Raw genomic sequence first — 13350 nt, 5'->3', positions numbered from 1 at the left:
AAGAGCTTTAAGATGTCAAAGTTAAAAAACAGAGAATGAGCGAGAAAACAGGAGAAAACATTACTTTATAGTGGGAGGAATTTATGGTCTACTGGCGGCTGATTCGCAAAAGCTATCGTCGCAATCTTCAGTATCGTCTCTCTCATCTGGTCAACAATGTGGCGAGCGCGGTTTTCGGGCTTGTTTTTATTGCCATCTGGATGGGGGTTTTGCGTGGCAAGCAAGTACACGGTCCGTACGATGCCACGACCATGGCCCATTACATCGCAATTTGCCAAAGTGTGCTCTGGGTCACGGCGTTTTTGTCTCCAGGCCTCCATGTCCAACTGGGCGTTCGCAGCGGGGCGGTAAGCCTGGACATGATTAAGCCCGTCCACTATTTGTGGTACACCTTGAGCCAGGAGTTTGGCAGGCTGCTCTACAACGCCTGTTATCGCAGTCTACCAATCGGCATTTTGCTCGGGCTTGCAGTCGGCTTCTACGTTCCTTCCCACCCGCTTACTTATCTCCTGTTTCCGCTCTCGCTGTTGCTCGCGGTGTACATCGCCATGCTCCTGTTTTATCTGGTCGGGATCTCTTCCTTTTGGACGACAGAGGTGCGTTGGTTGCACCTTATTTTGATGTCGCTGCTGTTCGGCTTTGGCGGACAGATGATTCCTGTCGATCTGTTGCCTGGCATCCTTGGGGAAGTCGCTCCGTTCTTGCCTTTTGCCGCGATGATTTACTATCCGGTCATGACCTGGCTGGAACTGGCTCCGGCGCACGGGATAGCCGTTCAAGTTTTTTGGGCGGTAGCGCTGACGGCGATCGCGCTGTTGGCGACCGGGCGAGCGAGAAGAAAACTGGAGATTCAAGGAGGGTAGAGAGGTGCTTGGACTTTATCGAAAACTAATCGCAGCCAGCATTCGCGCGCAAATGCAGTACAAAATGAATTTCATTACCAGCGCGGCTACGACCGGGATGATTCTGGTGCTTGATTTCGTCGTTCTTTCCGCCATTTTGCACCGCTTTGACAACGTGGCGGGCTGGAACATTTATGAGGTCGGCATGCTGTACGGCATCTCGTCGACATCCGTATCGTTGTATCGGCTGTTTGCGCCAGAATTGCACGAATTTGAAAAGTACGTGGTGCACGGCGAGTTCGACCAGATGCTGATTCGTCCCGTCTCCCCGCTGATGCTTCTGCTCACGCGCAATCTGGACCTTTCGCGCATTGGCGGGGTGGTGCAGGGAGTGGCGGTGCTGGCTGTCGCGCTCGCCGGGCTTGCGGCAGAGGGCAGACCGATTGGGTGGCTCGCCCTGTTTTCGCCTGTGGCGATCATGTCGGGCGGCGTCATTTATTTTTCCATGGCCTTGGCCTCGGCGGCGCTGTCTTTTTGGACGCACCAAATGAAAGACATGCTGACTTTCACCATTTACGCTCCGGCCAACGCCTCCAACTATCCGATCTCGCTCTATCCGGGCTGGCTGAAGTGGCTGTTTTTCTCGGCGCTCCCGATCGCCTACATGAACTACTTGCCAATGCTGACCTTGCTTGGAAAAGGGGGCGGCTGGTACTACCCGCTTGCAGCGCCTGTCGCGGCGACAGTGGCGCTGCTATTGGCGAGAGCCTTCTGGAATACGGGGATTCGGCACTATCACAGTACGGGAAGCTAAGGAGGTTGTAACATGATTGAAACAGCACATATCAGCAAATCGTTTTTTCTGACTCCGCCCAAAGAAGGTCCGTTCGCTTCGCTGCGTTCCCTGTTTTCCCGCGAGCAGCGCGAAGTCAAGGCGGTGGACGACATTTCCTTTTCAATCGAGGCGGGGGAGTTCGTCGGCTACATCGGTCCAAACGGCGCGGGGAAATCGACCACGATCAAGATGCTCTCCGGCATTTTGCATCCGAGTCAGGGGGAAATTCGCATTGACGGCTACAGTCCGCAAAAAGACAGAATCCAGGTCGCTTCGCGCATCGGCGTCGTGTTCGGACAGCGTACACAGTTGTGGTGGGACTTGCCTGTCAAAGACTCGTTTGAAATTTTACAGGCGATGTACAAGATCGACGACCGGGCCTATCGGCGCGCGATGGCGATGTACCAGGAGCTTTTGGACTTGCACGAGTTTTTGGACACGCCTGTGCGCAAGTTGTCTTTGGGACAGCGAATGAGAGCGGACCTCGCTGCGGCCCTTTTGCACGATCCGCCCGTTTTGTTCCTGGATGAGCCGACAATCGGCCTGGACGTGGTTGCGAAGACGCGGATTCGCGCGTTTTTGAAAGAAGTCAACGAGACGCAAAAAAAGACGATTTTGCTCACGACGCACGACATGGACGATATTGAGCAGTTGTGCAAGCGGATTATCGTCATCAATCACGGGAAAAAGATGATGGATACGAGCCTGGACGACATGCGCCGCCAAATTGGCCTGCCCAGCTTGATTCAGGTCGAATATCGCCAGCCCCCGCACCTGGAGGCGGAACTGCCGGGGATTGAGCGGATGGAGCTTGCAGGCAATGTGTTGTCCATTCATTTTGACAAAGGCAAAATTTCTTCGCCGCGCATTCTCGCCGCAGTCGCGAACTGGGGCGAGCCGCTGGACATCCAAATGAAGGAACCCGGGATCGAGGAAATCATTCGGCTGATGTACCGCGAGTGAGAGCCACATTTTCAAGAACTTTACTTGTAATTGCCGACGTTCTCCCTTATACTGTTTTGGTACCTGGTATTAAAAACAGCTCGCAATCATACATATCCGAATGAGAATCTTGCTAGGGGGGTGTTTCGCATCGCCCGCTTGCCAAAAAAAGACCGCCAGACGCGCTTGGTGCAGTCGCTGGCGGATAATCCATTTGCGACGGACGAAGATCTGGCTGAGTTATTTCATGTCAGCATTCAAACGATACGTTTAGACCGATTGGAGCTTGGGATTCCCGAGCTGCGCGAGCGGATCAAATCGGTTGCCGAAAAGAGTCTCGATCCCGTAAAATCGCTGGGGATCGACGAGGTGATCGGCGAGATCATCGACTTGCAGCTCGATTCCCAAGCCATTTCCGTACTGGAAATAAAAGAAGAGCATGTTTTTTCGAAGACGCAGATTGCCAGGGGGCACTATATTTTTGCCCAGGCCAACTCGTTGGCAGTAGCAGTCATTAATGCAGATGTGGCGTTGACCGCAACCGCCCGAATCCGCTTCGTGCGGCCTGTGCGCATCGGCGAAAAGCTGGTGGCAAAAGCGCTGGTGCGCAGCCGGAACGGCGACGAATGCAAAGTGCGCGTTGAGACCAAGGTTCAGGGAGAATTGGTCTTTACCGCGACGTTTCGGGTTGTAGAAATGTCAGGGACACAAAATCGGCATGGATGAGAGGTAAGGAGGAGACACGGTTGCGAATTGCAGTTGATGCGATGGGCGGCGATAACGCACCGCGAAGTACAGTTTTAGGGGCGCTTGCTGCCATCAAGGAAAACCCGGCCATTACCGTTGTACTGGTGGGAGATGAACAGGCCATTCGGAACCACTTGCCGCAAGACTTGCCGGCAAACATCGAGATCGTTCCTACTACGGAAGTGATTTTGCCAGATGATGAACCGGTTCGAGCTGTACGTCGCAAGAAAAATTCTTCGCTTGTCGTAGCAGTCGAGATGGCACGCGAAAAAATCGTGGATGCAGCGATCTCTGCAGGTAATACAGGTGCGCTCATGACGGCGGGGTTGCTCTATGCAGGCCGCATGGAGGGGATTGAACGTCCCGCTCTGGCCGCCTTTATCCCGAATGTACTGGGCCGCGTCACGCTTACGCTCGACGTCGGCGCCAACATGGATGCGAAGCCGCATCACCTGCTGCAATATGCGGTGATGGGCAGTCTGTACGCAGAAAAAGTGCTGGGCTTTGAAAATCCGAAAGTGGGACTCCTCAACGTAGGGACAGAGGAAGGAAAAGGAAACGAGCTGACCAAAGCCGTCTTCCCGCTTCTGTCCCAGGCAGACCTGAATTTTGTCGGCAACGTGGAAGCGCGTGACGTCATGCAAGGGGCATGCGATGTGCTCGTTTGCGACGGCTTTGTCGGCAACGTGCTGCTGAAAGCGGTAGAGGGCGCGGCCTCCACAATCTTTTCGCTGTTGAAGCAGGAGTTTACTTCCAGTCTGATTAATAAAGTAGGAGCGGCCATTTTAAAGCCGGGACTCGTGCGCTTCAAGAACAAAATGGACTATGCGGAATACGGGGGAGCGCCGTTGTTGGGCCTGAAAAGTCCTGTCATCAAGGCACACGGCTCCTCTGACGAGCGAGCGATGAAAAACGCGATTGCCAGTGCAGCCCGCTTCGTGCGGCAAGATGTAAACGAAGTCATTGCGCAGGCGCTACAGAAAAATATAACGGGAGAAAGCGAGTGAGGCAGATGGACAAAAAGCGTTCAGTAGGCATTTTGGCTACAGGTTCCTATACACCTGACAGAGTGCTTAGCAACTTCGATCTGGAAAAAATGGTGGAAACGACAGATGAGTGGATTGTTTCCCGCACCGGAATCCGGGAACGTCGCATTTGCTCGGCTGAGCAAGCTTCCTCCGATCTTGCTTATGAAGCTGCGAAAAAAGCGCTGGAGCGAGCCAACATCAGCGCAGAGCAGCTCGACATGATTATCGTGGCAACAGTGACGCCTGATATGATGTTCCCGTCGACTGCCTGCATCCTGCAGGAAAAGCTGGGAGCAAAACGTGCAGCGGCGCTTGACGTATCGGCTGCCTGCACAGGCTTTTTGTACGGCATCACGACAGCGGCGCAGTTCATTGCCAACGGACTTTACAAATACGTGCTGGTCGTCGGGGTAGAGACGCTGTCCAAAATTACGAACTACAAAGACCGCAACACATGTGTGCTGTTCGGGGATGGCGCAGGTGCCGCTGTGATCGGCGAAGTGCGGGAAGGCTTTGGCTTCCAGTCGTTTGAGCTTGGCGCAGACGGCGCAGGCGGAGAGTTGCTGTGCCTGCCTGCGGGCGGCTCGCGCATCCCGGCTTCGAGCGAGTCGGTCGAAAACAACCTGCACTATCTCTCGATGGCAGGCGGCGAAGTCTTCAAATTCGCGGTGCGCGTGATGAACTCCGCGACAGAAGCGGTATTGTCCAAAGCGGGAGTCGAGCGGGAAAACATCGACCTTTTGGTGCCGCACCAGGCGAACAAGCGGATTATCGACTCTGCCGTGCAACGCTTCGGCTTGTCTGAGGACAAAGTGGCGATCAACCTCGACCGTTACGGAAACATGTCTTCTGCGTCGATTCCGGTTGCGCTGGACGAAGCGATCGCGGCGGGACGGGTAAAAGAAGGCGACAACGTCATTCTCGTAGGTTTCGGCGGGGGCTTGACCTGGGGAGCAACGCTTCTGAAATGGTCGACCACGCCAGCGGAAGGGAGCGGACAGTAGTGGGGAAAGTAGCATTTGTTTTTCCGGGCCAAGGCTCGCAATTCGTAGGGATGGGGCAGACGCTTTCCGAGCAGTCGGAAGCAGCCCGCCGCATTTTTGAAACGGCAGATGCCGCGCTCGGCTTTTCGCTCTCCGGTCTGTGCTTTGCAGGCCCGGAAGAAGAGTTGAAGCTGACGGCGAACACGCAGCCGGCGATTTTGACGGCGAGCGTCGCTGTGCTTGCAGCCTTGAAAGAAAAGTTGCCGGATTACACGCCTGATTTCGTGGCGGGCCACAGTCTGGGCGAATATTCGGCGCTGGTGGCAGCAGGCGCGCTGTCTTTTGCCGATGCGGTCAAAGTCGTTCGGGCACGCGGCCAATTCATGGAAGAAGCCGTTCCGGCAGGCCAGGGCGCGATGGCAGCGGTCTTGAACATGGAGCGCGCAGCCCTGCAAGCCGTGTGCGAGGAAGTAACCGCTTCCGGGCATCCGGTTCAGCCAGCGAACATGAACTGCCCGGGGCAGATCGTCATCTCCGGCTCGGCCGAAGGCGTCAAGCTGGCGGGCGAAAAGGCCAAGGCAGCAGGAGCGAAGCGTGTGCTCCCGCTGAACGTGAGCGGACCGTTCCACTCCAGCCTGATGCAGCCAGCCGCAGACAAATTGCAGGCGGTGCTTGCAGGCGTCACAGTCCAGGAAGCGAGCGTCCCGGTCGTGGCAAACGTGACGGCACGCCCTGTTACCGAAGCGGCAACGATCGTCGAGCAGCTTGTGCAGCAAGTATCGGCTCCGGTTTTGTGGGAGGATTCGGTACAGTGGATGGTCGAAGCGGGCGTGACTACGTTCGTGGAGATCGGACCAGGCAAAGTGCTTGCGGGACTGATTAAAAAAATCGCGCCAGCCGATACGACGATCATTTCGGTCCAGGACATGGAATCCTTGACTGAGCTTTTGAACGGAGGGGTACTATGCTAACAGGAAAAACAGCGCTTGTGACAGGAGCCTCCCGCGGGATTGGCCGTGCGATTGCACTCAAGCTGGCCGAAGCAGGAGCGAATGTCGTGGTGAACTACGCAGGAAGCGAAGCCGCAGCAGCCGAGACCGTTGCCAAAGTCAAGGAGCTGGGCCGCGATGCGATCATGGTTCGCGCCAACGTTTCTTCGGCCGAGGAAGTGGGCGATATGTTCAAGGCCGCGCTCGACCATTTCGGTTCGATCGACATTCTCGTCAACAACGCCGGGATTACCCGCGACAATTTGCTGATGCGCATGAAGGAAGAAGAGTGGGATGACGTCATTGCCACCAACTTGAAAGGCGTGTTCAACTGCCTGAAAGCGGCGACTCGTCCGATGATGAAGCAACGCTCGGGCAAGATCATCAACATTACGTCCGTGGTCGGCGTGCTCGGCAATGCGGGGCAAGCTAACTACGTGGCGGCAAAAGCGGGCGTCATCGGCCTGACCAAGACAGCCGCGCGCGAGCTGGCGAGCCGCGGCATCACCGTGAACGCGGTAGCGCCTGGATTTATTGATACAGAAATGACAGCCGTGCTGCCGGAGGATGTAAAAGCTGGCCTTATCAGCCAGATTCCGCTGGCTCGTCTCGGCCAGACAGAGGACATTGCGTCCGTCGTTCTGTTCCTTGCTTCTGACGCAGCCAATTACATGACAGGCCAAACTTTGCATGTGGATGGCGGCATGTACATGTAAACTGGTTTTTTGAAAGCTCATCTACTATAATACGGGAGAGGGGGTGAAGCAAGATGGCAGATACATTGGAGCGCGTGAAGAAAATCATCGTCGATCGTCTGGGTGTAGATGAGTCCAAGATTACTTTGGAAGCTTCTTTCAAAGAAGACCTGGGCGCTGACTCCCTGGATGTAGTGGAACTCGTAATGGAACTCGAAGACGAGTTTGATTTAGAGATTTCTGACGAAGATGCTGAAAAGATCACTTCTGTTGGTGAGGTTGTAAAATACATAGAATCTCACAAGTAGATCCATCAGTTGGAAGTCCCGTACCATACGGGACTTCTCCTTCAATTGCCGCCGAATACATACCAGGAAGTTACGTTAGGCATGAAGTGTACGCAAGAAACTGACTGCTGACTTTCATATAGAGGTGATCGCAATGAAACGAAGAGTGGTGATTACTGGCGTTGGTGTCGTCTCCCCGGTGGGAAATGACGCGCAGACCTTCTGGAACAGTTTGCTGGAAGGAAAATCAGGCATTGACCGCCTGACTGCTTTCGACGCTACGGATTATCCGACGCAGATCGCGGGCGAAGTGAAAGACTTCAACCCTGAGCTGTACATGGACAAAAAAGAAATACGACGTACAGACCGATTCGTTCAGTTTGGATTGGCTGCTGCCAAAATGGCGGTAGAGGATGCGAAACTGGAAATCACGCCAGAAAATGCGGAACGAGTGGGTGTATACATCGGGTCCGGAATTGGCGGGCTGTCTACATGGGAAGAGCAGCATTCCGTGCTGTTGGAAAAAGGGCCACGCCGCGTGAGTCCGTTCTTCATTCCGATGCTGATTGCCAACATGGCCTCCGGTGCAGTATCCATTCAATACGGAGCAAAAGGACCGACTTCCAGCGCGATTACCGCATGTGCGACAGGGACAAACGCAATCGGGGATGCTCTGCGTTTGATCCAGTTCGATCATGCGGATGTGATGATCGCAGGCGGTGCAGAAGCGACAATTCGTCCGATGGCGTTTGCGGGCTTTTGTTCGGCTAAAGCGATGTCCACGCGCAACGACGAGCCGCAAAAGGCGAGCCGTCCGTTTGACAAAGACCGCGATGGCTTCGTCATGGGCGAAGGGGCGGGCGTCCTGATCCTCGAAGAGCTGGAGCACGCGAAAAAACGCGGCGCGAACATCATCGCGGAAGTGATCGGCTACGGCATGAGCGCGGATGCCCATCACATCACTTCTCCGTCGCCAGGTGGCGAAGGGGCTGCGCGCTGCATGAAAAATGCGCTGCGTGACGCAGGCATTGATCCGACAGAGGTGGGCTACATCAACGCACACGGAACCTCTACGGATCAGGGCGATATCGCCGAGACGCAGGCGATTAAAGAAGTGTTTGGCGAACACGCTTACAAGCTGGCTGTCAGCTCGACCAAGTCGATGACAGGCCACTTGCTCGGAGCGACAGGCGGCATCGAGGCAATCGCGACCGCTTTTGCCCTGCGCGATCAGGTGCTTCCTCCTACGATCAACCTGGAAAACCCTGATCCGGAATGTGATCTCGACTATGTTCCTAACCATGCGCGCAAGGCGACCGTCCATGTGGCTGTTTCCAACACGTTTGGATTCGGCGGTCATAATGCAACGGTGATCCTGAAGCGATACGAAGCATAAATGAGCCCTACTGAGAGAAAAAGTAGGCAGTCTCCTGGAATGGTGGTGAGGGTGATGAATTTTGCACAGCTGCAAGAGAAGATAGGCTTTCGCTTTCACGATGAGAGCGTTCTGCGGCAGGCATTCACCCATTCTTCCTACGTGAACGAGCAACGCGGCAAACGAATATCAGACAACGAACGGCTGGAGTTTTTGGGAGATGCTGTGCTTGAGTTGACTGTTTCCCAGTTTTTATACAAAACTTTTCCGAAGATGAGCGAAGGCGAAATGACGAAGCTGCGGGCAGCGATTGTCTGTGAGCCTTCTCTGGTTAAATTTGCTGAACTGCTGAATTTTGGCGATCTCGTTTTGCTGGGAAAAGGGGAAGAGTTGACTGGCGGACGTCAGCGACCTGCCTTGCTAGCGGACGTATTTGAAGCTTTTGTTGGTGCCCTCTATCTGGATCAGGGCCTGGATGCCGTATTTTCCTTCATGGAAAAATACGTCTACCCCAGAATCGACAAGGGAGAGTTTGCCCAGGTAACAGACTTCAAGAGCCAGTTGCAGGAATTTGTTCAACAGGACAATCTGGGAGACATCCAGTATCGCATTGTAGAAGAAAAAGGACCAGCTCACAATCGAGAGTTCGTATCGGAAGTGCTTTTGAACAATCGTTCGCTTGGCATTGGCTCGGGCCGTTCCAAAAAGGAAGCGGAACAGCAGGCAGCCGCGCGGGCGTTGGTAAAGCTGGGGGAGAAATAAAGGCTCGGAAAAAGGGAGCTGCATCATCTGCGGGCGCAGGTGGTGTAGCTTTCTTTGTTCCCGCTTGGAAAAGCCGGGAAAATACTGCGTGATGACAGCTTTCTATGATACACTTATTTCGATATGACCACGAAGGCTCGCAGTGGAGTAGCTCCTGTCTGATACAGGGGCTCTTTTCGGGTACCATCCGATTCATGCCGTGCGCCTCTTTGTCCGCTTGCGGACGGCCGTGCGTCACGGGCAGATTAGGTTGGTTTGGTAAGGAGGACCGTAAGTATGTATTTGAAACGCCTGGAGCTGGCAGGATTCAAATCGTTTGCCGACAGGACGGAATTGGAGTTCGTACCAGGAGTGACAGCGGTAGTCGGTCCGAACGGAAGCGGCAAGAGCAACGTTTCCGACTCGATCCGCTGGGTGCTCGGAGAACAGAGTGCCAAGTCGCTGCGCGGAGCGAAGATGGAGGACATTATTTTCGCGGGCAGCGACAAGCGCAAGCCAGTGAACTTTGCCGAAGTGACGCTCACCTTGGACAATACGGATCGTTCCCTCGACGTGGAATATTCGGAGGTTTCCATCACGCGCAGAGTCTACCGCTCCGGTGACAGTGAGTATTACATAAACAACAGATCATGCCGCTTGAAGGACATTATGGAGCTGTTCATGGATACGGGGCTGGGAAAAGAAGCGTACTCCATTATCGGCCAGGGAAAAATCGAAGAAATTCTCAGCACGAAGTCGGAAGATCGCCGCGGCATTTTTGAAGAAGCGGCGGGCATCGTCAAGTACAAGACCCGCAAGCGCGAGGCGGAGAAAAAGCTCGATGACACCGAGCAAAACCTCATCCGCATCCACGATATCGTCAGCGAAATTACCGAACAGATCGGACCGCTGCAGGAGCAGGCAGAGACGGCGAAGACGTACAAAGAGCTGCACCGCAAGCTGGTCGAGCACGAAGTCGCGCTGTACGTGCAGCAGATCGAGGCGGCCCACAGCAAATGGGAGGCCGCGACGCAGCGCGTGCAGGAGCTTCGCGAGCTTTTGATGAGGCAGACGACGGAAGCGGCCAAGCACGAAGCCGATCTGGAGCAGGCCCGTTTTTCGGTCACGCAAATCGACCAGTCGATCGAGGAACTGCAACACGTTCTCTTGACGGTGAGCGAGGAGACGGAAAAGGTAGAAGGCCAGCGCGAAGTATTGCGCGAGCGGATGCGCAATTTGAGCGCCAATCGCCAGCAGACGATGGAGCAGATGCACAGGCTGACAGAGAAGCAGCACGCGCTGGAAGCGGAGCTTGCCGAAGAGCAGGAGCGCGCCAAGGAAGCCGATCGGCGGATGGCGGAAGCCCATGCATCGTTGCAGGAGGCTGAAGGGCAGTTTTTCTCCATGGTGCAGTCGTTGACAGACGATGTGGAACGGTTGAAAGGCGATTATTTTGAAAAGCTGAACGAAATGGCCAACCTGCGCAACGAAATCCGCCATCAGCAGCAGCTTGTGCAGACATCGCAGGCGCGCGTCGACCGCCAACTGGCCGGCAAGGAACAGTTGGAGCTGGAAGAGGTGCAGCGCCAGGTGAGAATGGCCGAGCTGCAGGAGCAACTGACCCAGATCGATCAGACCATTCAGGATACGGTTACCCGCTACAAGCAGTTGATGGACGGCCTGCGCGATGGACAAGCGCGCATGGAACAGGTGCGTCGGGAGCTGCGGCAGTCCGAGCAAAAAAGAGAAGCGGCGAAGTCCCGCCTGGACCTCATCAAAGAGATGCAGTCCGAATTTGCCGGATTCCAGCAAGGGGTAAAAGAAATTCTCAAGGCACGCGAGCGGGGCTTCAAAGGCATCCACGGCGCGGTCGCCGAGCTGGTCGTCGTGCCGCAGCAGTACGAAACGGCGATGGAGGTCGCCTTGGGCGGGGCGCTGCAAAACGTCGTCGTCGATAACGAGGCGGCAGGGCGAGCCGCGATTGCTTATTTGAAGCAGCACAATGCAGGCCGCGCCACCTTTTTGCCGCTGGATGTCATCCGGCCGCGCACCTTGCAGGCAAACGACCGTCAGCAGTTGGCAAAAGAAAGCGGCGTTGTCGGGATCGCCAGCGAGCTGGTTTCGTTTGAGGAAGCGTACCGCCCGATTTTGGAGAGCATGCTCGGCAACGTCATCGTGACGGAAAAGCTGGAGCAGGCAAACCGCGTCGCCCGCACGCTCGGCTATCGCTACCGCGTCGTGACGCTCGAAGGCGATATCGTCAACGCGGGCGGTTCGATGACAGGGGGCGCCCTGAAGAAAAACAGCGCCAACCTGCTCGGCCGCAACCGTCAGGCAGAAGAGCTCGAAGCGCAAATGCGCGAAATCGAAGAGGCAATTTCTGGACATACTACCGTAATGGAGCAACTGGCCGAACAGCTTCGCCGTATGGAAGAAGAACAGGAAGCGCTCCGCTCGGAAGGCGAAGCGCTGCGGTTGAAGGAGCAGGAAGTCAAGGGCCTCTTGCAGCAAACCGAAGCAGAGGGACGTTCGCTGGGCGAGCGGGCCAAGCTGGTAGAGCAAGATATTGCCGCCTACCAGAAAGAGATGGAAGAAGCGTTGCGCAAAGAGGAGCAGCTTCAAGCGGACTTGGCCGTCCTGGAGCAAGAAGAGCAAAAGCTGAGCGAGCTGATCGCCGAAGCCGAGGCCAAGCGCCAGGAGCAGTTGGAATCCAAGGAAGAAATGAACCAGAAAATTACCAGCCTGAAAGTGCTAAATGCCCAGGTGAAACAGGAACACCAGTCCCGCCTGGAGCAGACGGAGCGCCTGATCGAACAAAAAAGCTTGCTCCAGCGCGAATGGGAAGAGCAAAACGCGAACCTCGCCGCACTCGACGAGTTGGAGCGCACGAACGAATCGTCCGGGCTTGAGCTCGATCAGCGCATCGCCGAGCTGCGTCAGGACAAGGAACGGGTAGCCGGACTGATTGCCGAACGCCGCAACGAGCGGGCGACGCTTTTCCACAAGCAGGAGCAGGTGGAAGTGCAGGTAAAAGAAATTCGCCGCGAGGTCAAAGCGCTGGAAGAGAAGCTCCATCAGGAGGAAGTCAAGGTCAACCGCGGCGAGGTGGAGCTTGACCACCTGTTGAATAAACTCTCCGAAGAATACGAAATGAGCTACGATCTGGCGAAGCAAAAATACCCGCCGCGCGGTGAGTTGCAAGCGGAGACGCAAATCGTCGCCCAGCTCAAAAAGCAAATTGCCGCACTCGGCACGGTCAACCTCGGGGCGATTGAGGAATACGAGCGCTTGTCTGAGCGCCAGCAGTTTTTAAGCGCGCAGGAAGCCGATTTGAATGAAGCAAAAGACATGCTCTACCAGGTGATTCAGGAGATGGACGCAGAGATGTCGCGCCGCTTCAAGGAGACGTTTGAGGCGATCTCCGAGCAGTTCCGCGACGTGTTTGTGCAGTTGTTCGGCGGGGGACGGGCCGATTTGCTCTTGTCCAATCCGGACAATCTGCTCGAAACCGGGATCGACATCGTGGCGCAGCCGCCGGGCAAAAAGCTGCAAAATCTGGCTCTGCTCTCCGGGGGCGAGCGCGCGCTGACCGCGATGGCTCTGCTCTTTGCCATCCTGCGCGTCAAGCCTGTGCCATTTTGCGTGCTTGACGAAGTGGAGGCGGCATTAGATGAGGCAAACGTCAACCGCTTCGCCGAGTACATGCAGCAGTTCAGCAGCCAGACGCAGTTCATTTGCGTGACGCACCGCAAAGGCACGATGGAGAGCGCAGACGTTTTGTACGGGATCACGATGCAGGAGGGCGGCGTGTCCAAGCTGGTCTCGGTCAAGCTGGAGGACAGCGACAAATTCGTCGAGTCTGCCTCGTAATTCGCCGCAGCATCGT

At 55.5% G+C, this 13350-nt stretch carries 12 protein-coding genes; all 12 read left to right on the top strand.

From position 1 onward, the window contains the following. Positions 1 to 83 precede the first annotated feature (83 nt). On the top strand, positions 84 to 863 hold the full coding sequence (locus tag AC3WQH_RS01540; protein WP_005834352.1) for an ABC transporter permease: 780 nt from the start codon (positions 84 to 86) through the stop codon (positions 861 to 863). A 4-nt stretch (positions 864 to 867) separates the two neighbouring features. Continuing rightward, positions 868 to 1656, top strand: a complete 789-nt coding sequence (locus AC3WQH_RS01535) for an ABC transporter permease (protein ID WP_025846176.1) — start codon at positions 868 to 870, stop codon at positions 1654 to 1656. A 12-nt stretch (positions 1657 to 1668) separates the two neighbouring features. Continuing rightward, a complete protein-coding gene (locus AC3WQH_RS01530; protein WP_005834347.1) occupies positions 1669 to 2640 on the top strand; it encodes an ABC transporter ATP-binding protein in 972 nt (323 codons plus the stop codon). 120 nt (positions 2641 to 2760) lie between these two features. Further along, positions 2761 to 3345, top strand: a complete 585-nt coding sequence (gene fapR / locus AC3WQH_RS01525; RefSeq protein ID WP_005834346.1) for a transcription factor FapR — start codon at positions 2761 to 2763, stop codon at positions 3343 to 3345. A gap of 20 nt (positions 3346 to 3365) precedes the next feature. After that, positions 3366 to 4373 carry a phosphate acyltransferase PlsX gene (gene plsX, locus AC3WQH_RS01520; RefSeq protein ID WP_005834344.1) on the top strand — a complete coding sequence of 336 codons (1008 nt, stop codon included), beginning with the start codon at positions 3366 to 3368 and terminating at the stop codon, positions 4371 to 4373. A gap of 5 nt (positions 4374 to 4378) precedes the next feature. Then, positions 4379 to 5398, top strand: coding sequence for a beta-ketoacyl-ACP synthase III (locus AC3WQH_RS01515; RefSeq protein WP_005834342.1), 1020 nt, complete (start codon positions 4379 to 4381; stop codon positions 5396 to 5398). Further along, entirely contained in the window at positions 5398 to 6348 is a 951-nt protein-coding gene (fabD, locus tag AC3WQH_RS01510) for an ACP S-malonyltransferase (protein WP_005834340.1), read from the top strand. Before AC3WQH_RS01515 ends, fabD begins: the two co-directional genes overlap by 1 nt. Next, positions 6342 to 7082, top strand: coding sequence for a 3-oxoacyl-[acyl-carrier-protein] reductase (gene fabG, locus AC3WQH_RS01505; protein WP_005834339.1), 741 nt, complete (start codon positions 6342 to 6344; stop codon positions 7080 to 7082). Before fabD ends, fabG begins: the two co-directional genes overlap by 7 nt. A gap of 53 nt (positions 7083 to 7135) precedes the next feature. Beyond that, the gene (acpP, locus tag AC3WQH_RS01500) at positions 7136 to 7369 is read left to right on the top strand and encodes an acyl carrier protein (protein WP_005834336.1); all 234 of its coding nucleotides are present in this window, start codon (positions 7136 to 7138) and stop codon (positions 7367 to 7369) included. A gap of 133 nt (positions 7370 to 7502) precedes the next feature. Next, complete coding sequence (fabF, locus tag AC3WQH_RS01495; RefSeq protein WP_005834333.1) at positions 7503 to 8744, top strand: beta-ketoacyl-ACP synthase II; 1242 nt, start codon at positions 7503 to 7505, stop codon at positions 8742 to 8744. Between the two features lie 54 nt (positions 8745 to 8798). Next, the gene (gene rnc, locus AC3WQH_RS01490) at positions 8799 to 9485 is read left to right on the top strand and encodes a ribonuclease III (RefSeq protein WP_005834331.1); all 687 of its coding nucleotides are present in this window, start codon (positions 8799 to 8801) and stop codon (positions 9483 to 9485) included. A gap of 276 nt (positions 9486 to 9761) precedes the next feature. Beyond that, complete coding sequence (gene smc, locus AC3WQH_RS01485; protein ID WP_005834329.1) at positions 9762 to 13334, top strand: chromosome segregation protein SMC; 3573 nt, start codon at positions 9762 to 9764, stop codon at positions 13332 to 13334. The last annotated feature ends 16 nt before the right edge of the window (positions 13335 to 13350 follow it).

Source organism: Brevibacillus sp. FW301-21C12A, from assembly GCF_058788915.1.
This window is presented reverse-complemented; position numbering and strand designations above follow the sequence as displayed.